Source organism: Nocardiopsis moroccensis (assembly GCF_055763695.1).
The window spans coordinates 3,136,690-3,158,172 of record NZ_CP199747.1; the positions used below are offsets into that span (position 1 = coordinate 3,136,690).

Consider the following 21,483-nt stretch of genomic DNA (forward strand, 5'->3'; position numbering starts at 1 on the left):
TCACGGACCGACGACAGCACGCCGAGGCGCGCCCCGGAACCTCGGCTGGTTCGCCCCCTCCGCAGGGGTCACAGCACCACGAGGTCGTCGCGGTGGACCAGCTCCCGTTCGTAGGAGGGCCCCATCTCGCGGGCCAGCCAGCGGGTGGAACGCCCCATCAGGTCGGGGACCTCGGCGGCGTCGTAGTTGACCAGGCCCCGGGCGACCACCACGCCCTCCTCGTCGCGCAGGTCCACCGGGTCCCCCGCGCTGAACTCGCCCCGCACCCTGATCACCCCGGCGGGCAGCAGCGACGCCTTCTCGGTGACCACCGCGTTGACCGCGCCCGGGTCCAGGACGAGGCTGCCCCGCCCCGCGGTGGCGTGCGCCAGCCACAGCTGGCGGGCGGAGGGGCGGCGGCCGGCGGCGGGGGCGAAGAACGTGCCCACCCGGTCCCCGGCCAGTGCGGCACGGGCGTTGGCGGCCGAGGTCAGCACGGTGTGCACACCCGCTTCGGTGGCGATGCGCGCCGAGTCCACCTTGGTGACCATGCCCCCGGTCCCCACACCGCGTTTGCCCGTGCTGCCGATGTCGATGCCGTCCAGGTCGGTCCGGCCGCGCACCAGGTGCACCACCGAGGTGCCCGGATCGGCCGGGTTGCCGTCGTAGAGGGCGTCCACGTCCGAGAGCAGCACGAGGGCGTCGGCGCGCATCAGGTGCGCCACCAGCGCGGCCAGTCGGTCGTTGTCACCGAACCGGATCTCGTGGGTGGCGACGGTGTCGTTCTCGTTGACGATCGGCAGGGCGCCGATGTCCAACAGGCGGCGCAGGGTGCGCTGGGCGTTGCGGTGCTGCACCCGACGCATCATGTCCTCGACGGTGAGCAGGACCTGGGCGGCGGTCAGCCCGTGCCCGGCCAGTTCGGCCGCGTAGGAGGACACCAGCAGCCCCTGGCCGACGCTGGCCGCGGCCTGCTGGGAGGCGAGGTCGTGCGGGCGGCGTGTCATCCCCAGCGGCGACATCCCGGCGGCCACGGCGCCGGAGGAGACCAGGATCACCTCCTGGCCGACGGCCCGGCGGGCGGCCAGCACCTCGACCAGGTCGCGAATCCGGCCCGAGTCGATCAGACCGTCCGGGGTGGTCAGTGAGGAGGACCCCACCTTGACCACGACCCTGCGGGCCGCGGCGACCGCCGCGCGACCGGCCAGCTCCAGGGGGTCGATGTGCTGCTTCTCAATGTCTGCGCTGTGCACCACGAGGGGCTTTCCATCCGTGGCACGGCGCCCGCTCGGGGCGCCGTGCGCGTACCTGTGTGGGTCCGGCTGGTGTGGAGCTGCGGGTCCCCGCGCGGGTCAGCCCAGCCGGGCGTCGGTTCCGCGCGGGCCGGACGGGACGGCCTCGGCGTCCATGGAGTTGTCCCAGTCGAAGACCACCGAGTCCTCCTCGGTGCCGATGTGCACCTCGGCGCCCTGGGTGGCACCGGCCTTGGCCAGCGCTTCCTCGATACCGAGGCGGTTCAGGCGCTCGGCGAGGTAGCCGACGGCCTCGTCGTTGGAGAAGTCGGTCTGGCGCACCCAGCGGGCGGGCTTGTCGCCGCGTACCTGGAAGGCGTTGTCGCCGAGCGGCACGACCTCGAAGGGGGTGTCCCCGATCATCTTGGGGCGGATCACGATACGGGTGGGTTCGGCGGCCGGGGCGGCCGCACGGGCGGCGGAGACCTGCTCGCCCAGGGCGAAGGAGAGCTCGCGCAGGCCCTCGCGGGAGGCCGCGGAGACCTCCATCACCCGGTAGCCGCGCTCCTGGAGCATGGGGGTGACCATGTCGGCGAGCTCGCGGGCGTCGGGCACGTCCACCTTGTTCAGGGCGACGATGCGCGGGCGGTCGGACAGGTCGACCCCGGCCTGTTCCCCGTAGGCGGCCAGTTCGGCCTCCAGGGCGTCCAGATCGCTGACCGGGTCACGGCCCGGTTCGTAGGTGGCGCAGTCCAACACGTGCAGGAGGGTGGAGCAGCGCTCGATGTGGCGCAGGAACTCCAGCCCCAGCCCCTTGCCCGCGCTCGCGCCCGGGATCAGGCCGGGGACGTCGGCGATGACGTACTGGGTGGCGCCCGCCTCCACCACGCCCAGGTTCGGGACCAGAGTGGTGAACGGGTAGTCGGCGATCTTGGGCCGGGCCGCGGACATCGCGGCGATCAGCGACGACTTTCCGGCGCTGGGGAAACCCACCAGGCCGACGTCGGCGATGGTCTTCATCTCCAGGCGCACGTCGAAGGCCTCGCCCTCCTCGCCCTTGAGGGCGAAGCCGGGGGCCTTGCGTTTCTTGGAGGCCAGTGCGGCGTTGCCCAGGCCGCCGCTGCCGCCCTGGGCCAGGACCAGGCGGGTTCCGTGGCCGACCAGGTCGGCGATGACCTCACCGTCGTCCCTGGTGACCACGGTGCCGTCGGGCACGGTCAGCACCAGGTCCCGGCCGTTGGCCCCGGCCCGGTGGCCGCCCTGCCCGGGGGTGCCGTTCGGGGCGTTGCGGTGCGGGCGCCGCTGGTAGTCGAGCAGCGTCGCGGACTGGGTGTCGACCTCCAGGACGACGTTGCCGCCGCGGCCGCCGTTGCCGCCGTCCGGCCCGCCCAGCGGCTTGAACTTCTCCCGGTGCACGGAGGCGCAACCATGCCCGCCGTTCCCGGCCTTGACGTGCAAGACCGCCTCGTCGACGAAGTCAGGCATAGTTCTCCCCGTTGCTCAAGGCCCCCACCGCGCGGCGGGGACCGGTACTGCACGCGTGTCACCTGTGACAACGCGAGGGGCGGGCCAGTGTTCCCTGGCCCGCCCCCGAAAAACGCTGTTACGGCGCAGCCTACTCGGCGGCGACCGGAACGATGTTGACGGCCTTGCGGCCGCGGAAGCTGCCGAACTTGACCTCGCCCTCGACCAGCGCGAACAGCGTGTCGTCGCCACCACGGCCGACGTTGGCGCCGGGGTGGAACTTGGTGCCGCGCTGACGGATCAGGATCTCACCGGCCGAAACGGACTGACCACCGAAACGCTTCACGCCGAGGCGCTTGGCGTTCGAGTCACGACCGTTACGGCTGGACGAAGCGCCCTTCTTATGTGCCATTTCTCCAGGCCTCCTACTTCGCCGCGATACCGGTGACGCGCACCTGGGTGTGCTTCTGGCGGTGCCCCTGGCGCTTCTTGTAACCGGTCTTGTTCTTGTACTTCATGATGTTGATCTTGGGGCCCTTGGTCTCGCCGAGGACCTCGGCGGTGACCGTGTAGCCGCTCAGCTTGCTGGCCTCACTGATGACGTTGTCACCGTCGACCACAAGGATGGGCTGCCACGTGAGGGTGGCGCCGGTCTCGTCGGAGACCCTGTCGATGTTCAGGACGTCATCGACAGACACCTTCTCCTGTCGGCCGCCCGCTCGCACGATCGCGTACACCGGGGAACTCTCTTCCTGCTCGCTCAACGAATAATGCGCTCACTCATGACCGTGATGCCACGATCCACGAATCGCCTGTAGCGGGGCGCGGGGATCTGAGGGAAACAAACCCACCTTGGTGGAGAGCACTGCGGTCTCGGGGCGCGCGAACATTTGGGGCGCGCCGACGCACCGTCCATCAGATTACCATCGACCCGACACAGGACCGCACACATGCCCCGGTCCGGACCCGTTCGTTACGGGGTCCGGACCGGGCTGCTGTCCCGCCTCTACCGCCGGTCAGCCGGCGTCGACAGCGGTGGAACCACCGGTCGGTGAGGTCACCGCCGTCTTGGTCCGCCGCGTACGGCGGCGCTTGGGCCGCTCGGTGGCGCCGTCGGCGTCACCGTCGGCGGGTGCCTCTGCGGCGTCGGTGTCCGAGGCCTGCTCGGCACCGCTCGCCTGCGCCTGCTCACCCTCACCGCTGTCGGCCGTCGCGGCCTTGCGGGTGCTGGTGCGCCTGCGGGTCCTCTTCGCCGGGGCGGGCTCCTCGGCCGCGGGGGCCTCGGGCTGCTCCGGGGTCTGCTCCTCCTGCTGCGGCGCGGGCTCCTCCGCCTCCGGGGCAGGCTCGGCGGCCTTCTTAGCGCGGGAGGAGCGCTTGCGCGTCTTCTTCGCGGGAGCGGCCTGCTCCGCCTCGGGGGCCTCGGCGGGCTCGCTCCCCGCCGTGTCGGCCTCAGCGGGCTCGGACTCGGCAGCGGGCTCGGGGGCCGCCGCAGCCTTGCGGCTCCGGCTCTTCCTGGTGCCCTTCTCCGGCTTGTCGGCCCTGCCCGCCCTGTCGGCGGTCCGCTCGCCCTGGTCGGCGCTCCCGTCGCCGTCCTCGGGCTTGTCCGCGGCCTCCTTCTTCTCGGCCTTATCGGCCTTCTCCTGCTTGTCGGCCCTGTCACCGGAGGGCTCGGCGTCGGCCTTGCCCTTCTTCTTCTTGCGACCGCCGTTGCCGCCGCCCTTGCCCTCCGCCGGGTCGACGGAGAGGATCAGGCCGCGGCCGCTGCAGTGGTCGCAGGTGTGCGAGAAGGCTTCGAGCAGACCCTGACCGACCCGCTTGCGGGTCATCTGGACCAGGCCGAGCGAGGTGACCTCGGCCACCTGGTGCTTGGTCCGGTCCCGGGAGAGGCATTCGAGCATCCGGCGCAGCACCAGGTCCCGGTTGGACTCCAGCACCATGTCGATGAAGTCGATGACGATGATGCCGCCGATGTCGCGCAGGCGGAGCTGCCGGACGATCTCCTCGGCCGCCTCGAGGTTGTTCTTGGTGACCGTCTCCTCGAGGTTGCCGCCCTGTCCGGTGAACTTGCCGGTGTTGACGTCGACCACGGTCATGGCCTCGGTGCGGTCGATGACCAGCGAACCTCCGCTGGGCAGCCACACCTTGCGTTCGAGGGCCTTGTTGATCTGCTCGTCGATCCGGTAGGCGGAGAAGACGTCGCGGTCCTCGTCCCAGTGCGAGAGCCTCTCGGCGAGGTTGGGAGCCACGTAGTCCACGTACTCGTGGACGGTGGTCCAGGCCTCGTCACCGGAGACGACCAGACTGGAGAAGTCCTCGTTGAACACGTCGCGCACGACGCGCACCGTCAGGTCGGGCTCGCTGTTGAGCAGGGCGGGAGCGTTGGCCGACTTCGACTTGCGCTTGATCGAGTCCCACTGCTTGGCCAGGCGCATGATGTCGCGCTCCAGCTCCTCCTCGCTGGCGCCCTCGGCGGCCGTGCGCACGATCACACCGGCACCGGAGGGCATCACCTTCTTGAGGATCTGCTTGAGACGTGCGCGCTCCTTGTCGGGGAGCTTGCGGCTGATACCGGTCATCGAACCGGCGGGCACGTACACCAGGTAGCGGCCGGGCAGGCTGATCTGGCTGGTCAGACGGGCGCCCTTGTGTCCGACCGGGTCCTTGGTGACCTGCACCAGGACCGACTGGCCGGACTTGAGCACCGACTCGATGCGCTTGGGCTGGCCGTCCAGGCCGAAGGAGTCCCAGTTGACCTCGCCCGCGTACAGCACGGCATTGCGGCCCTTGCCGATGTCGACGAAGGCCGCCTCCATCGACGGCAGCACGTTCTGCACCCGGCCCAGGTACACGTTGCCCACGTAGGAGCGGTGCGTGGCCCGGTCGACGTAGTGCTCGACCAGGACGTCGTCCTCCAGGACGGCGATCTGGGTGCGGTCGCCGGTCCGGCGGACGACCAGGTCGCGCTTGACCGCCTCACGACGGGCCAGGAACTCCGACTCGGTGACGATGGGCGCCCGGCGCCGGCCCTGCTCACGCCCCTCGCGGCGGCGCTGCTTCTTGGCCTCCAGACGCGTGGATCCGCGGACCGCCTGGACCTCGTCCTCGATGGGCCGTTCCTGGCGCGGCTCGCGCACCTTGACCACGGTGTTGGGCGGGTCGTCGTTGGTGGTGTCGCCACCCGAGCCCGACCGGCGGCGGCGACGACGGCGACGACGGCTGCCGCGCTCGTCGTCGGCGGAGTCGTCACCGGACTCGCCTCCCGCGGAGCCGTGCTCCTCGGCGGCGGGCCGGTCGTCCTGCCTCCGCTCCTTGTCCTTGGCGCCGGCCTGTGCGGGGGCGGGGTCGCTCTGGCCGTTCTCGTTCTCGTCGTCCTCGGCACCGCGGGAGCGTCCGCGGCCGCGTCCGCCGCGGCGGCGGCGACGACGGCTGGGGCGCTCGTCCGAACCCGTCTCCTCGGCGGGGCTCTCCGCGGTCTCCTCCGCCTCGTCCGGGGCCTCGGCCTCGACCTGCTGGTCCTTCCCGGACCGGGTCGGGGCGGGGGCGCTGGCGACCGGGGGCTGGAAGAGCATGCCGCCGGGCGGCTGGAAGACGCTGCCGCCGGACTCGGAGCTCTCCTCGGCCTCCTGCTCGGTCACCGGCGCGGGCGCCTGGGTGGCCTTGGCGGCGCGAGTGCGCGTCCTGCCGCGGGTACGGCTCCTGGTTCCGGTGCCCTCCTCGGGCCCGTTGCCGGACTCCTCGGGCCCGGCCGGTTCGGTGGTGGCCCCCTCCGTTTCCTGCGCGGCGGCCCGGGCGCGGCTGCGGCGCGCAGGGGCCGCGGGCGCGTCTTCGGGACGGCCGGCGGCTCGGACCGTGCGCCTGCGCGAACTGGGGGTGGACACCGAGGTCTTGACCGTGCCGCCCTCACCGGAGCCGGCCAGGGTGGTGACCGGCATGGTGGGAGCGGAGAAGACGTCGTCGGGCTCGGGGGGTGGCCCTGCCGCGCGGCGAGCGCCCTTGGCGGGCGCGGGTGTGGTCACCCGTACCCCGCCGTCCCCCGGAGGGGGCGTCGCCGCCCTGTTCTCGGTTGTTTCGGTTGTACCCTCGGTGCCTTCTTCGGCACCGCTGTTGGGCTCGTTGTCGAGCATCCGGGCGGTCTCCCGTCAAAGCCCTCGGGCGCGCCGCGACCTCTCGGTCGGCGGCGCGGCTCACGAGAGCTGTCGTCGCTGTGTCGGCGCCGGAGACACCGGGGTGTCTCCGGGGCAAAGTCCTGTGGTTTCGCCCATGTTCCCCGCGTTGGGGCCGTTCATTGCGACGGCCCCGTCATGGGCGATGACGGCCGTGGTGCGCGGGTGCGTCGATCGTTCGTCTGGTCGTGCGCGGAACCGTTGCTCCCTGTGGCGGGAACTTCGGGTCGGTCCGCGTCGAACGGATCGGCGATCGCACCTGTCGCCTCGTCCAGTGGCCCCTGCGCCAGCCTGGTCATCTTCGGTGATGACGGCGGCGCGAGGTCGGCCAGTTGGCGAAGGCCGGTCAGCACGTCGTCCGGTCGTACAGCAGGTGTCGTGTGCCGTATGACCATTTGAAGTATGGCATATGTCGCGTGTCGGTCCTCTGGGGCGCGCCCGTGGGAACCGCTACACACTTCGATGCCGAGGACAGCCGGGCGGGTGTCGAAGCGGCGTCGGCCCTTCTTCGTCATCCGTTCCACCTCGACACTCTCGGCGGCCAGATAGGTGGCCACCGCCTCGGCGGCGTCGTCAGGGTCGACGTCCACCATCTCCACCCGCCATAGGGAGGCCTGAAGCCGGTCGGCCAGGCCCTGGGTGCGGGCCTCGACGACCTCGACCACGTCGACGCCGTCGGGCATGGCCGCGTCGATCGCGTCCCTGACCTGTTCGGGCCTGCGGTCCTGGGCCAGGGTGAGCTCAAGATACTCCGCCTCGCTGGCGACCCCGGTCGGGGCCGCACCGGTGTAGGAGATCTTGGGGTGTGGTGAGAAGCCAGCGGAGAACGCCACGGGTACCGAGGCCCTGCGCAGGGCTCTCTCCAGTGCCCGGGCGATGTCGCGATGGCTCGCGAAGCGCATGCGTCCGCGCTTGGCATAGCGGACGCGGAGCCGTTGGCCGGGTTTGGCGGTGGAGGGTGAGGTGGTGCCCTCGTGTGCGGGGGGCAGCTCAACTCCTTTCCTCAGTGCCCCCTGGGTCCGGGCCGGTTGTGGCGGCCCGCAGGGGCTGTTCCTCGTCCTGTTCAGCGTACGGTGCGCCGCGGTGCACATGCGCCAACAGGACTACGCATACCGGTATCTCCCCCGATGACCTGCGATCGAAAAGTCCCGTCCGGATCCGGGCGGATGCCGAACCGGCATTCACCACCAGAACACGGGGTTCCGGAAAAAAAATCCAAAGAAAATCCCGAATCGATGGCAACCCCCCGCGCACCCCGCGAGTCTTACTTCACGTACGGCCCGGCGCGAGCGGGGCGCCGGGCCGTACACCTTCTTCTCCGCAAGAGACCGCGCACCCACTCCCCCATGGAGGGTCGAGGCAGGCGTCGCAGAGCGTCCGGCGCGCGAATCATACTCCCCTCCAGGACACACTGTTCGTCCGGCTTCCACCGTGCGCGTTCGCGGGCCGACCCGTGCGCACGGAGGCTCCCTGCTCCGCACCGCCTGCGTCATCCCCGTCCCGCACGCGAACGGGCGCGCAGAGCCGAAGCTCCGCGCGCCCGTCGGCGCCACCACGGTCCCTCAGAGCACCGTCAGCGGCAGCATCGGCCGTCCCTGCGCCTGGTCGTCGTTGATCTGGATCTCCGTACCCATGGAGGGGCACACACCGCAGTCGTAACAGGGGTTCCAACGGCAGTCGTCGACCTCCAGGGACTCCTCACCGTGCAGGGAGTCCTGCCAGTCCTGCCAGAGCCAGGAGCGGTCCAGCCCGGCATCCAGGTGGTCCCAGGGCAGAACCTCGTCCTCGTCACGCTCGCGTGTGGTGAACCAGTCCACGTCCACTCCGGTTCCGGCCAGGCCGGCCTCGGCCGCCGCCATCCAGCGGTCGTAGGAGAAGTGCTCGCTCCAGCCGTCGAACCGGCCCCCCGCACGCCACATCTCCTCCACGATCCGGCCGACCCGCCGGTCACCGCGGGACAGCAGTCCCTCCACGATGGAGGGACGGCCCTCGTGGTAGCGCAGGCCGATGGACTTGCCGTACCTGCGGTCGCCGCGGAGCCGGTCGCGCAGCTTGCGCAGGCGGGCGTCCACGTCCTCGTGCGAGGTCTGCGCCGCCCACTGGAACGGGGTCTGCGGCTTGGGGACGAAACCACCGATGGAGACCGTGCAGCGGATGTCCTTACGGCCGGTCACCTCGCGGCCGGTCCGGATCACCTCGGTGGCCAGGTCGGCGATGGCCAGGACGTCCTCGTCCTCCTCGGTGGGCAGACCGCACATGAAGTACAGCTTCACCTGGCGCCAACCCGCCGCGTAGGCGGCGGTGACGGTGCGGATGAGGTCCTCCTCGGTGACCATCTTGTTGATCACCCGGCGCATCCGCTCGCTGCCGCCCTCGGGTGCGAAGGTCAGACCCGAACGACGGCCGTTACGGGTCAGTTCGTTGGCCAGGTCGATGTTGAAGGCGTCCACCCGGGTGGAGGGCAGGGACAGGCCGGTGTTGGTGCCCTCGTAGTGGTCGGCGAGGTTCTTGGCGATGCCGCCGATCTCGCTGTGGTCGGCGCTGGACAGCGAGAGCAGGCCCACCTCCTGGAAACCGGAGGCCTTCACCCCCTCCTCCACCATCTTCTGGACGGTCTGCTGGTTACGCTCGCGCACCGGCCGGGTGATCATCCCGGCCTGGCAGAACCGGCAGCCGCGGGTGCAGCCCCGGAAGATCTCCACGCTGTAGCGCTCGTGCACGGACTCGGCCGTGGGCACGATCGGCTTCTTCGGGTACGGCCACTGGTCCAGGTCCATCACGGTGTGCTTGAGCACCGTGTTCGGCACCCCCGGACGGTTCGGCGTGTACGCGGCGATCCTGCCGTCCTCGTGGTAGCTCACGTCGTAGAAACGGGGCACGTACACACCGCCGGTGGCGGCCAGACGCAGCAGCAGGCCGTCGCGCCCGCCGGGCTCCCCCTCCTCCTTGAACTCGCGGATGATCTCGGTGATGGCGAGGGTGATCTCCTCACCGTCACCGAGGACCACGGCGTCCAGGAAGTCGGCGATGGGCTCCGGGTTGAAGGCCGAGTGCCCGCCGGCGAGGACGATCGGGTCCTGGCCGGTCCGGTCGGCGGAGCGGCGCGGGATCCCGGCCAGATCCAGCGCGGTGAGCATGTTGGTGTAGCCCATCTCGCTGGCGAAGCTCAGCCCGAGCACGTCGAAGGCGCGGACCGGCCGGTGGGAGTCGACGGTGAAGTGCGGGAGGCCGTGCTCGCGCATCAGCTTCTCCATGTCCGGCCAGACCGCGTAGGCGCGCTCGGCCAGGACCCCCTCGCGTTCGTTGAGGACCTCGTAGAGGATCTGCACACCCTGGTTGGGCACGCCCACCTCGTAGGCGTCCGGATACATGAGCGCCCAGCGCACCTGCGTTTCGTCCCAGTCCTTGACCACGGAGTTGAGCTCACCGCCCACGTACTGGATCGGCTTGCTCACCTGGGGAAGCAGGGCTTCGAGGCGCGGGAAGAGGCTTTCGACGGACATGGTGCGGGCCTTCGATCGGCGGACATCGTGTCTGGCTGGATCCTGTGCCCCCGAAGGGGCGTGCGGGCCGGGCGGTGCTGTGGGAGCCACCGGGCCCGGTGTTCCACCAGGCTACCGGCGTCAGCCGGGCACCGCCCGGTCGTCCACAGCCCCGATCCGGTCCGCACGGCCGTCCCGCCCGCTCCGGCCGGCTTCCGACGCGCCCGGTCCGGCGTCAGAACTCGAAGCCCCGGTCCCGGGAGTTGACGCCCAGGACCAGGCCGACGGCGAGCATGTTGGCGAGGATGGCGGTGCCGCCGTAGGACACGAACGGCAGCGGCAGCCCGGTCACCGGCAGCAACCCCAGGCCCATCCCGATGTTGACGAAGGTCTGGAAGCCGAACCAGGAGGCCACACCCACGCACAGCAGCCGCGGGTACGGCTGGTCGCACCCCTGGGCGATGCGCAGGATCCGCCAGAGCACCACGGTGAACAGGGCGATGACCGAGACCGCCCCGACGAACCCGAGCTCCTCCCCCGCGACGGTGAAGATGAAGTCGGTGTGCTGCTCGGGCACGAAGCGGCCGTGGGTCTGCTCCCCGTGGAAGAGCCCGGTGCCGTCGAAGCCGCCCGACCCCACGGCGATCAGTGCCTGTGCGGAGTTGTAGCCCGCACCCTGAGGGTCGGCCGCCGGGTCCACGAGGGTGGCGATCCGGTCCACCTGGTAGGGCTCCAACAGGTCGAACCACCACACGCAGAACACGCCGGCGGCCCCGACCAGCGCCATGCCCGCCACCCACACGAAAGGGGCGCCGGACAGGGTGAGCATGCCGAGGAAGATCACGCACAGGATCAGACCGGTGCCGAGGTCGGGCTGGAACATCACGAGCCCGAGCGGAACCGCCGTCACCAGCAGGCAGAACAGGACGTCCCTGGTCATCGGCCTGGTCTCGCCGTCCCGCGGTTCACCGAGCAGCGTCGCCAGCACCAGGATCAGGCCGACCTTGGCCAGCTCGCTGGGCTGGAACTGGAAGCCGCCGAGCACGATCCACCCGCGCGAACCGTTGATCACCGCGCCCAGCGGGGTGAGCACCAGGATGAGCGCGACGAGAGTGGCCACGTAGGCGATCGGTGCGTAGGCGCGCACCGTCCGGTAGTCCAGGGCGGCCACCAGCAGGCACACCGTCCAGGCCACACCGAGGTGCGCCAGGTGCCGGAGCAGGTGGTCGACGGACTCCAGGGGGTCGCCCCCGTCACCCGGTAGCGTCGCCGACCAGACCAGCAGGGACCCGATCGCCCCGAGCGCCAGCACGGAGGAGATCAGCACCCAGTCGAGGCGGCGGGCTCCCCCCGCCGCCGTGGTGAGGGCCCGTCCGAGGTCGTGCCGCCGTCGCGGCGATCCCCCCATGTTCGTGATCATCAGGGCTCCAGCGTCTCGATGGAACCGTCCGGGCGCACGACCGGAAGTTCGCTGTGCGGTCTGCCGTCGGGCAACAGCGGCTCCCCCTGCTCGACGTCCTCGGCGTTCCCGGAGGAGGAGAACCCGTAGATGCCCTCGTAGATCTCGCGGGCGATGGGCGCGGAGGTCGCACCGCCGGTACCGCCCTGGGAGACCAGGACGACGATGGCGTACTGCGGGTCGTCGGCCGGGGCGTAGGAGGCGAACCAGGACGAGACCTGGCGCCCCTGCGCGTCGGCACTGCCGGTCTTGCCAGCGATGGAGACACTGTCCTGCGGGAAGCCGCCGAAGGCACCGCCGGCGGTACCGGTCTTGGGCACCTCGGTCAGGGCCTCCTGGAGGTATCTGATGGTCTCGTCACTGACCGGCAGTTCCCCCTTGACCGAGGGCTCGACGGGCTCCACCCGGGAACCGTCGGCGGCGACCATCGCCTTGGCCACGCGGGGCTCGTACAGTGTGCCGCCGTTGGCGATGGCCGCGTAGGCGCTGGCCAACTGCAGCGGGCTCACCAGAACGTCCCCCTGGCCGATGGCGAAGCTGACGGCCTCGTTGGCCCGCCACTCGAAGCCCTGCACACAGTGTTCGTGGGCGAGCCGCTTGAGGTAGGCCGCCCGGGACGGGTCCGTCTCGGCGACCTCCGGGTAGCCCTTCTCCGCCCGCGAGCAGTTGGTCTCCCGGGTCTCCTCCCAGAAGGTGCGCTTCCACTCGCGGTCGGGGATGCGGCCGCCGGTCTCGTAGGGCAGGTCCACGCCGGTGGGCGAGCCGAAGCCGTAGCCGCGGGCCATCTCGGCCATCGCCTCCTCCGGTTCGCCGTCGGGGTGGAGACCGCCGTCCTGCTTCCACATCTGGTAGCCGAAGTTGTAGAACACGGTGTTGCAGGAGGCGATGATGGCCTGCTTCAGGGTGATGCTGCCCTGCCCCGCGCCCGCGTAGTTCTCGTAGCTCTGGCCGGCCAGGGAAACCGACCCCGGGCAGGCGTAGGTGCTGCGCAGCGAGTACCCGTTCTCGACCGCGGCGGACAGCGACGACACCTTGAAGGTGGATCCGGGCGGGTAGGTGCCCTGGACGGCCCGGGAGAGCAGGGGTTCGCCCGCCTCCTCGCTGAGCATGGAGTCGAAGGTCTCCTGGTCGATCCCGCCCTCCCAGATGGCGGGGTCGTAGGTGGGCAGGCTCGCCATGGCCACGACCCCGCCGTTGGTGACGTCCAGGACGACGGCGGCGCCGGAGTCGGCACGGTACCTGGGCCGGGCCCTCTCCATACCCTTGGCCAGGGCCCGCTCGGCGACCTTCTGGACGTTCATGTCCATGTGGGTGACCAGGTGCATTCCCGCCTCGGGCAGGCGCTCGGAGATGACGTCCATGATCTCGCCGTGGTTGTTCACGCCCAGGGTCCGCAGTCCTGCCCTGCCGCGCAGTTCCTTGTCGTAGACGGCTTCGAGTCCGTCCCGGCCCACCTGGTCGATCCCGGTGAACTGGGTGCGCAGTTCCTCCCGTGCCTCCAGCTCCTCCTGGGTGACGGGCTGAAGGTAGCCGAGCATCTGGCCGGCGTGTTCCCCGTAGGGGTACTCGCGTACGGCCTGGGCCTGTGCGGTGATACCCGGGAACTCGTCGGCGCGCTCCATGACCTGGAGGGCGACCGGCCCCGCCACGTCCTCGGCGAGTGTGACGGGCTGGTAGGGCGAGCCGGGCCAGCAGGGCCGCTGCACCTCGGGACCGCAGAGCCGCATCCGCTGCTGGAGCTCCTCCAGGGGGACGTCGAGGACCTCGGAGAGGTCGCTCAGGACCGCCTCTCCCCCGTCCGGCATGCCCTGGATCTCGTGGTAGTCGGCGGAGACCATCAGTTCGGTCTTGTTGCTGACCACGGTGCGGCCGCTGGCGTCGAGGATCTGCCCCCGGGTGGCGGGGACCACCAGTTCCTGGTGGTGGTTGGAGACGGCGAGCTCACGGTAGTGCTCGGCCATCGGCACCTGGAGGTACCAGAGGCGGGCGGCCAGGGCCGCGAACAGGACCAGGACCATGAACTGGGCGAGGAAGAGGCCGAACCGGCCGAGCCTGCGCCCCGGCAGCGCGGGGTCCACGGGAGGCTTGTGCACCGCTCACCACCCCCCCGGCGAGATCGGGCCCTGGATGGTGGCGAAGTCGCTCTCGGTGAGCAGTGATCGCACCCACAGGACCGGCAGGGTGACCGGCACGGAGGCCAGGGTGGTGAGCAGGACGCCGACCCCGGTGTGCAGGGCGACCGCGGCCGGGGTGATGCCGGCGTCGCCCATCACGAAACCGACGAACGCGTATCCCAGGCCCACGCCCGCCGCCGTGACGGCGGTGGCACCGACCGCGGCCCAGGCCGAGACACCGGAACTCGTCGGGCCGCCGAAACCGGTGTTGGTGCGCAGCAGGGCGAGCACGTAGGCGGCCAGGCACAGCACCAGGGCGTAGCGGCCCATCGGGTGTTCGGCCGGGGGGAGCACGTCCACGGCCAGCCCCGCCGCGAACCCGCAGCCGGCGGCGGCCGCCGGACTGGTGGTCAGGGCGACGGCGACGACCGCCGCGAGCACGAGGTCGGGTCCGGGCCCCCACTCGAAGGGCAGGCGGTTGACGACGGTGGCCTGGGCGAGCACCGCGACGGTCACCATGAGCAGGGTCACTGCGGCCCTCATCGGTCCCCCTCCGGTTCGGGTTTGGGTCCAAGCACGGAGTCGCGCGGGTCCTCCTCGGGGCCGCCGACGACCACGCCCACCACGTCCAGGGACGAGAAGTCCACGGCCGGGGTGATGCGGGCGATCCGGCTGAGCGCGCCGGGCGCGACCTGGACCTCGTCGACGGTGCCGACGGGGACACCGGGGACGAAGGGAGCGCCGTCGTGCGAGCCGAGCGTGACCACGCGGTCCCCCGACTCGATGGGTGCCTCCATGTCGAACAGCTCCAGGGTCATGTCGGCCTCGGGGCCGCCCGGGACGGTGCCCCCGGTGACGGCGCCGATCTTGCGGGTCTGCTCCAGTCGGGCGCCCACCGTGGAGTTGACGTCGGTGGCGAGCCTGACGGTGGAGGTGCGGGGCCCGGCCTCGATGACCCGGCCGACCAGACCCGAACCGTTGACGACGGTCATGTCGGGGCGGATCCCGGAGCCGGTGCCCGCGTCGATGGTGACCGTGTGCGCGTACCCCCGCGCGGTGGTCCGGGTGACGGCCTGGGCCGGAACGACCTCGTAGGAGCCGAGGCCGGACAGGTGCAGGAGTTCGTCGAGCTGGTCCGCGCGGCCGTCGTCGAGGCGGGCCGCAGCGAGCTGCGACTCCAGCTCGGCGTTGGCCTCCTCCAGTTCGGCGATGCGGTCGGCGGCCTTCGGCCCCTGGCGCACGGCCTCGTAGAGCTCGGCCGCGGGCCCGGTGACCAGACCGACCCCGGCCGCGGCGGGTGCGAAGACGAGTTCGCCGCCGCCGCGGGCGAGGGCGGTCACCGGGTTGCTGCCGGGGCGCGCGTCCACGGCGATCAGGACCACGGCCGCGACGACGAGCACGGCGAGGAACAGCCGGGACTGCGGGGAGTCGCGGAACATGTCAGCGCCGCCGTTCCGGGACGAGGACCTGGTGCAGGCGCTCGTAGTTCTCCACGCAGGTGCCGGAGCCGACGGCGACCGAGTCGAGCGCGTTCTCGGCGATGTGGATGGGCATCCCGGTCTCGTGGAGGAGGCGGTCGTCGAGGCCGCGCAGCAGGGCTCCGCCGCCGGTGACCGCGACCCCCCGGTCCATGATGTCGCCGGACAGTTCGGGCGGGCACTTGTCGAGGCTGGTGCGGACCGCGTCGATGATGGCGGTGACCGGCTCCTCGATGGCCTGGCGCACGTCCGACTCGGACATGACGATGGTCTTGGGCAGGCCGCTGATGAGGTCGCGGCCGCGTACCTCCGCGTGGAGCTCCTCGGTGCCCGTCGGGTAGGCGGAGCCGATGGCCAGCTTGAGCTCCTCGGCGGTGCGCTCCCCCACCATCAGGGAGTACTCCTTCTTGACGAAGGTCATGATGGCCTGGTCGATCTCGTCACCGCCCACCCGGATGGACTGGGAGGTGACGATGCCGCCCATGGAGATGACGGCCACCTCGGTGGTGCCGCCGCCGATGTCGACCACCATGTTGCCGGTGGGCTCGTGGACGGGCAGCCCGGCGCCGATGGCGGCGGCCATGGGCTCCTCGATGATGTACACCCGGCGCGCCCCCGCCTGGTAGCCCGCCTCCTTGACCGCGCGGTGCTCGACCGAGGTGATACCGCTGGGTACCGCGACGATGATGCGGGGTTTGGCGAAGTGGCGGCGGCGGTGGATCTTCTGGATGAAGTACCGCAGCATCCGCTCGGTGACCTCGAAGTCGGCGATGACGCCGTCCTTGAGGGGGCGGATGGCGGTGATGTTGGTCGGCGTGCGGCCGATCATCTGTTTGGCCTCGATGCCGACCGCCACGATCTTGCCGGTCGAGGTGTTGAGCGCGACCACCGACGGCTCGTTCAGGACGATGCCGCGTCCGCGTACGTACACGAGTGTGTTGGCGGTACCAAGGTCTACGGCCATGTCCCGGCCGAGAAATGCAAGGTTGTTCGGCATGTAACGTCCTCAGAGGCGCCGTGTCGGGCGTGGAGATGCGGCACGACCACGCGTAGTCGCTCCAACACGTTAGGTGTCTAGTCCCCCGTATCGTAACGGTCGGCACTTGGATAGTTACGCAAACACACCGAATTGTTGCCTCGTCACCGGACGAATGGTGAGAAAAGCACGGTGCCCCGGGGCAGACGCCCCGGGGCACCGGTCGTAGGGCACTCGGGCCCGAACCCCCTACAGGTTGGGGAAGAACAGCTTGATCTCGCGCTCGGCGGAGTAGGTGGAGTCCGAACCGTGCACGATGTTCTGCTGGACCTCCAGCGCGAGGTCGCCGCGGATCGTGCCGGGGGCGGCGGTGACCGGGTCGGTGGCACCGGCCAGGGCGCGGAAGGCCTCGATGGCGCGCTCTCCCTCGACCACCATGGCGACCAGCGGTCCGCCGGTGATGAACTCCACCAGCGAGCCGAAGAACGGACGCGAGGCGTGCTCCTCGTAGTGCGTCTTGGCGGTGTCGGCGTCGAGCGTGCGCAACTCCATCGCGACCAGGTTCAGGCCCTTGCGCTCGATGCGCGAGATGACCTCGCCGACGATGCTGCGGCGGACGCCGTCGGGCTTGATGAGAACGAGAGTGCGCTCCACGTGCGTTTCAACTCCTCACTGGGACCCCCCGCGCGGCGCGCGCGGACCTGCGCCCGCGGTGGCGGTCGCACGCGGTGGGGTGTACGGGTGTGCGCCCGGGGGTCGGAGGCGAGGGAAGGGGTGTGGTCCGCCATCCGCGGGACCGGCCGTTCGCCTGCCCGGACGTGCGTCACACTATCGCGTTTGGCGCCGGGGCGCGGTGGGCACGGCGTTCTCGCCGATACCGACCGCTCGGCTCAGGACCGCCCGGCGCCTCCGGTGGCCCCGGCGGTCTCCGCGGGCTCGGCCGCCCCACTGGTTCCGGTCTCCTCCTCGGCGCCGGCCCGCGAGGTGTGCATCGCACGGACCTCGTCGACCCTGCGACCCAGGATCACCCCGGTGATCCACAGGGACACGAACACGACCGCGACCAGGAGCGCCCCGGTGACCATGAAGGAGCTGAACAGGAACGCGGCCTGCAGGCCCCAGGCGGCGTAGTGCGCCCAGGTGTGCTTCTGGAGCCCGGAGAGCACCAGCGCGGCCAGGGCCATCCCGCCCCAGACGCCCCCGGCCAGGGCCGGGTCGGCGCCCTCCAGGTTGATGGCGATGGGGATCGCCAGACCGATCACGATGACCTCGAACACGAGGACTACGGCACAGAGTGTGCGCACGGCGGTTTCCCTTCGTAGGTGGCTCGTCTGTCCCGCTACTCCCCGGAGCCCCGCAGCAGGTGGACGGCGTCACCCGAGGTGACGACCGATCCGGTGACCAGCACACCGACCCCGCCGAACTCGCCGCTCTCCTCGGCCAGGCCCACGGCCCGGTCGATGGCGTCGTCGAGTCTGGGGGCCACGTGTACGCGGTCCTCGCCGAAGATCTGCTGGGCGAGGACGGACAGCTGCTCCGGATCGAGGGAGCGCGGTGAGGAGTTGCGGGTGACGACGATCTCGTCGAGCAGTGGCTCCAGGGGGTCCAGGATCCCCTCGACGTCCTTGTCGGCCATGACGGCGACCACGCCGACCAACCGCGAGAAGGAGAAGGCCTCCTGCACGGCGGCGACGGTGGCGATCATCCCCGCCGGGTTGTGTGCGGCGTCGGCGATGACGGTCGGGCTGGTCCGCACGACCTCCATCCGCCCCGGGGACTCCAGTCCCGTCAGGGCCTCACCGACGATCTCGGGGTCGAGTCCGGCGGCGTCCTCTGCTGCGGAGAAGGCCTCCACGGCGGCCACGGCGACCGCGGCGTTGCTGGCCTGGTGCTCACCGAACAGGGGAAGGAACAGGTTCTCGTAGTTCCCGGTGAGGCCCTTGACGGCGATCTGCTGACCGCCGACCGCCACCTCACGGGAGGTCACCCCGAACTCCAGGCCCTCCCGGGCCACCGTGGACCCGACCTCGGCGGCGTGCCGGACCAGGACCTCCGCGGCGGGCAGCGGCTGCTGCGCCATGACCGTGACGGAGTGGGGTTTGATGATGCCCGCCTTCTCCTCGGCGATGCCGTCGAGGGTGTCGGGCAGGTACTCGGTGTGGTCGATGCCGATCGGCGTGATGACAGCGACGTCGCCGTCGACGACGTTGGTGGCGTCCCAGCTGCCGCCCATGCCGACCTCCACCACGGCGACGTCCACGGGGGCGTCGGCGAAGACGGCGTAGGCCATGACGGTGAGGATCTCGAAGAACGACAACCGCACGTCGCTCATCGTGTCGGCCATCTCCAGGTACGGCCGGATGTCGTCGTAGGCCTCGACGAACTGTTCCTGGGAGATCGGCTCACCGTCGACGACGATGCGCTCGCGCACCGTTCGCAGGTGGGGACTGGTGTATCGGCCCACGCGCAGGCCGCGGCCGCGCATGAGCGCGTCGATCATTCGGGCTGTGGACGTTTTGCCGTTGGTCCCGGTGACATGGATGACCCGGAAGTTGCGGTGCGGGTCGCCCAGGAGGTCGAGGACCGTGCGGACACGGTCCAGACGAGGGTCGATGTCGGACTCGGGTGCGCGGGAGAGGATCTCCGCGGTGACCGCGGCGTAGCGCTCGTCGGCGCTCACGCCGCTCACGGCGTCTCGGTGGTCGGGGTGTACACCCGCGCCAGTGTACGCGGCCTCACCTGGACACCGGTGCCGGTCCGGGTGTGCAAAGCGCGATATCACCCGGACCATACTGTGGGTATGCCCAGCCTTGACCCTGATCTCGCCCCTTTCTTCTCCGAGTGGACGCACCGCCGTCCCGGCCAGGTGCGGAGCCTGGACCGCGCGGCCGCGCTGCTCCACGGGCTCGGCCTGGACTCCGCGCGGGCGCCGGTTCTGGGGGTGGTCGGCTCCAAGGGCAAGGGGAGCACGGCCACGTACGCGGCCGCGGCGCTGTCCGCGGCCGGGCTGCGGACCGTCCTGGTGACGGGTCCGAGCTTCCGGAACTACCGGGAGCGGGTCCGGGTGGACGGAGTGTCCGTGAGCGACGGGGAGCTCCGCCGGCTGGGCGCGGAGGTCGAGTCCGCCCGGCGGGAGCTCGTGCCCGCGGAGCGGGAGGGCGGATACCTGGCACCGAGCGGCCTGTTCCTGGTGGCCGGGCTGCTGCACGCCCGGGCGGTGGGCGCCGACGTGTGTGTCCTGGAGGCCGGGATGGGCGGCCACCGCGACGAGTTGCGGCTGCTCGGCCCGGAGGTCGTGGCCCTTGGCATGGTCTTTGCCGAGCATGTCGGTGTCCTTGGTGACACCGTGACCGAGATCGCCCGGGAGAAGACCCGCGTGGTGAGCGCCGAACGGACGCGGGCCCTGGTGACACTGCCGCAGACCACCGAGGTGGCGCCCGTGGTGGAACAGGCCCTGGCCGAGGCGACCGGGGGCCGGTTGGCCCCTGAGGTGGTGGACCCCGCTGCCGAGGGCGCCGAGCCCCCGGTGGAGCTGCGTCCGGCAGGGCTGTCGGCGGCTTCGGGGGTGCTGGGAACGGCCGCCGCCACACGCGCACTGGAACTGCTCGGGCACCCGGCGGCGCCCCCGGAACGCCTTCACTCCGTCCTGGGAACCATCAACCTGCCCGCCCGGTTGTCCAGGCACACCGTGCCGGGGGGCGCGGCCGAGGTGGTGGTGGACTCGGCCATCGACCGCGTCGGTGTGACCGCCGCCCTGTCCCACGCCAGGGGTCTGTGGGGCGGCGTGGACCACGTTCTGCTGTGTCTGCCCGACCACAAGGACGTGCCCGGGGCGGTGGCCGCCCTGGCGGACCTGCCGGTGACGGCGGTGCGGCTGCCCGAGACCCACCTGCGCTTCGGCCACGGTCTGCCCGCCCACTGGGGCCGGATGGAGGCCGAGGAGCTCTCACCCGCTGCCGTCGCCGCCCTGGGCGCACGGGTGCTCGCCCTGGGCACGGTCTACTTCACCGGCCGCGTGCTGGAGGTCCTGGACGCCCCCACCGACCGGTTGTTCAACGCCGATCGAGCATAGGTTTCACACTCCGCGACCCGTAGTCCGCAAAAGGCCCGCGCGACTGGGGACGAGTCGGCATGATCACGCTTGGTCGTCCCCTCGGCGGCTGAACACCCGCGTCGATACGTGCGTTCGGCCGTCCCCGAGCTCCAAGGAACCGCATGCCCACACGCGAGCACGAGATTCCGCTGCGGCTCGTCCAGAACCAACCCGCCGTGGCCCCGGCATTGCTGAACTCCCTCGGTTTCGATGTGCCCCGACACACCGAGGTACTCAACACCAGTTCGGTACTGACCAACTGCGATCCCAAGGAGTTCAACAGCGACGGTGCCGTCGTACTGCGCGACGGTACCGAGAACGTGATGGCGGTGGTGGTCGAACGCCAAAACGGCCATGACAGGGACAAACGGCGCAGTTGGCCCGCCTACCTGATCACCCTCCATGTCCGACTGGAGTGCCCGACGGTGCTGCTGGTCCTGTGCCGAGTGATGCCATGGCCCGTTGGTGCGCCCAACCGATCCGGACCGGCCATCCGGGGTTCGATCTGGTTCCGCTCACCATCGGGCCGACCCGGATGCCGGTCATCGCGCAGAAGGAACAAGCCCGCGCTCTCCCCGAACTGGCGGTGCTGTCGGCCCACGCCCACGGAGACACCGACCACCGCACTCTGGACGCGGTGATCGAGGCCCTGGATTCCACGCCCGAGGCGAACAGGGCGTTTTATTATGACTATGTGCTGTCCGGCCTCAACGAGGCCGCTCGGAAGGAGCTGGAGAGCTTGATGGCTGTGGAGACCTACGAGTGGCAGAGCGACTTCGCCCGCAAGTACGTCGGAATCGGCCGAGAGGAAGGGCGAGAGGAAGGGCGAGCTCTCGCGGTACGGAATGTGATCTCGGTTCTGGAAGCGCGGGGTTTCGACGTCTCCGGCAAGGTTCGTGAGCGGATCGAGGACTGCACGGACCTGGAGACCCTGGCGAAATGGGTTCCCGCTGCCGTGACGGTGGAACGCCCCGAGGACCTCTTCACCTGATCCGTGCGGGGGCCGCCCCCCGCACGGACGCTGGGCGGTCCTCGAACCCGCG

General features: G+C 70.7%; 16 protein-coding genes and 1 pseudogene. 2 read left to right on the top strand and 15 right to left on the bottom strand.

The genetic code is table 11. The annotated features are described in order from the left end of the window. Positions 1–68: 68 nt before the first annotated feature. The 15 genes from proB to ACUKCB_RS14065 all read right to left on the bottom strand — a co-directional run bounded on the left by proB (position 69) and on the right by ACUKCB_RS14065 (position 19,036). Positions 69–1,232 carry a glutamate 5-kinase gene (gene proB, locus ACUKCB_RS13995; RefSeq protein ID WP_473041005.1) on the bottom strand — a complete coding sequence of 388 codons (1,164 nt, stop codon included), beginning with the start codon at positions 1,230–1,232 and terminating at the stop codon, positions 69–71. 99 nt (positions 1,233–1,331) lie between these two features. Next, on the bottom strand, positions 1,332–2,696 hold the full coding sequence (gene obgE, locus ACUKCB_RS14000) for a GTPase ObgE (RefSeq protein WP_473036043.1): 1,365 nt from the start codon (positions 2,694–2,696) through the stop codon (positions 1,332–1,334). 130 nt (positions 2,697–2,826) lie between these two features. Continuing rightward, positions 2,827–3,087, bottom strand: coding sequence for a 50S ribosomal protein L27 (rpmA, locus tag ACUKCB_RS14005; RefSeq protein WP_191272926.1), 261 nt, complete (start codon positions 3,085–3,087; stop codon positions 2,827–2,829). Between the two features lie 13 nt (positions 3,088–3,100). Continuing rightward, on the bottom strand, positions 3,101–3,412 hold the full coding sequence (rplU, locus tag ACUKCB_RS14010; protein ID WP_191273694.1) for a 50S ribosomal protein L21: 312 nt from the start codon (positions 3,410–3,412) through the stop codon (positions 3,101–3,103). Between the two features lie 279 nt (positions 3,413–3,691). After that, positions 3,692–6,799, bottom strand: a complete 3,108-nt coding sequence (locus ACUKCB_RS14015; protein ID WP_473036044.1) for an Rne/Rng family ribonuclease — start codon at positions 6,797–6,799, stop codon at positions 3,692–3,694. Between the two features lie 158 nt (positions 6,800–6,957). Next, complete coding sequence (locus ACUKCB_RS14020) at positions 6,958–7,740, bottom strand: TIGR03936 family radical SAM-associated protein (protein ID WP_473036045.1); 783 nt, start codon at positions 7,738–7,740, stop codon at positions 6,958–6,960. 660 nt (positions 7,741–8,400) lie between these two features. Further along, entirely contained in the window at positions 8,401–10,341 is a 1,941-nt protein-coding gene (locus ACUKCB_RS14025; protein WP_473036046.1) for a TIGR03960 family B12-binding radical SAM protein, read from the bottom strand. Between the two features lie 214 nt (positions 10,342–10,555). Next, positions 10,556–11,740 carry a rod shape-determining protein RodA gene (rodA, locus tag ACUKCB_RS14030; protein WP_473036047.1) on the bottom strand — a complete coding sequence of 395 codons (1,185 nt, stop codon included), beginning with the start codon at positions 11,738–11,740 and terminating at the stop codon, positions 10,556–10,558. Continuing rightward, positions 11,740–13,872, bottom strand: a complete 2,133-nt coding sequence (gene mrdA / locus ACUKCB_RS14035) for a penicillin-binding protein 2 (RefSeq protein ID WP_473036048.1) — start codon at positions 13,870–13,872, stop codon at positions 11,740–11,742. Before mrdA ends, rodA begins: the two co-directional genes overlap by 1 nt. Positions 13,873–13,875: 3 nt before the next feature. Continuing rightward, positions 13,876–14,436, bottom strand: coding sequence for a rod shape-determining protein MreD (gene mreD / locus ACUKCB_RS14040; RefSeq protein ID WP_473036049.1), 561 nt, complete (start codon positions 14,434–14,436; stop codon positions 13,876–13,878). Continuing rightward, on the bottom strand, positions 14,433–15,332 hold the full coding sequence (mreC, locus tag ACUKCB_RS14045) for a rod shape-determining protein MreC (RefSeq protein ID WP_473036050.1): 900 nt from the start codon (positions 15,330–15,332) through the stop codon (positions 14,433–14,435). The genes mreD and mreC overlap by 4 nt, the downstream gene beginning before the upstream one ends. A 1-nt stretch (position 15,333) precedes the next feature. After that, a complete protein-coding gene (mreB, locus tag ACUKCB_RS14050) occupies positions 15,334–16,368 on the bottom strand; it encodes a rod shape-determining protein (protein ID WP_191272912.1) in 1,035 nt (344 codons plus the stop codon). A gap of 228 nt (positions 16,369–16,596) precedes the next feature. Beyond that, positions 16,597–17,001 (bottom strand): nucleoside-diphosphate kinase, encoded by a 405-nt coding sequence (gene ndk / locus ACUKCB_RS14055; protein WP_191272910.1) that lies wholly within the window; start codon positions 16,999–17,001, stop codon positions 16,597–16,599. 236 nt (positions 17,002–17,237) lie between these two features. Next, positions 17,238–17,651, bottom strand: a complete 414-nt coding sequence (locus ACUKCB_RS14060) for a DUF4233 domain-containing protein (protein ID WP_473036052.1) — start codon at positions 17,649–17,651, stop codon at positions 17,238–17,240. A 35-nt stretch (positions 17,652–17,686) separates the two neighbouring features. After that, a complete protein-coding gene (locus ACUKCB_RS14065; RefSeq protein WP_473036054.1) occupies positions 17,687–19,036 on the bottom strand; it encodes a bifunctional folylpolyglutamate synthase/dihydrofolate synthase in 1,350 nt (449 codons plus the stop codon). A gap of 111 nt (positions 19,037–19,147) precedes the next feature. Here ACUKCB_RS14065 and ACUKCB_RS14070 point away from each other — a divergent pair, with 111 nt between their 5' ends. Then, entirely contained in the window at positions 19,148–20,419 is a 1,272-nt protein-coding gene (locus ACUKCB_RS14070) for a hypothetical protein (protein ID WP_473036055.1), read from the top strand. A 143-nt stretch (positions 20,420–20,562) separates the two neighbouring features. Beyond that, positions 20,563–21,431 (top strand): annotated as a pseudogene (locus ACUKCB_RS14075) (hypothetical protein). Positions 21,432–21,483: the final 52 nt, after the last annotated feature.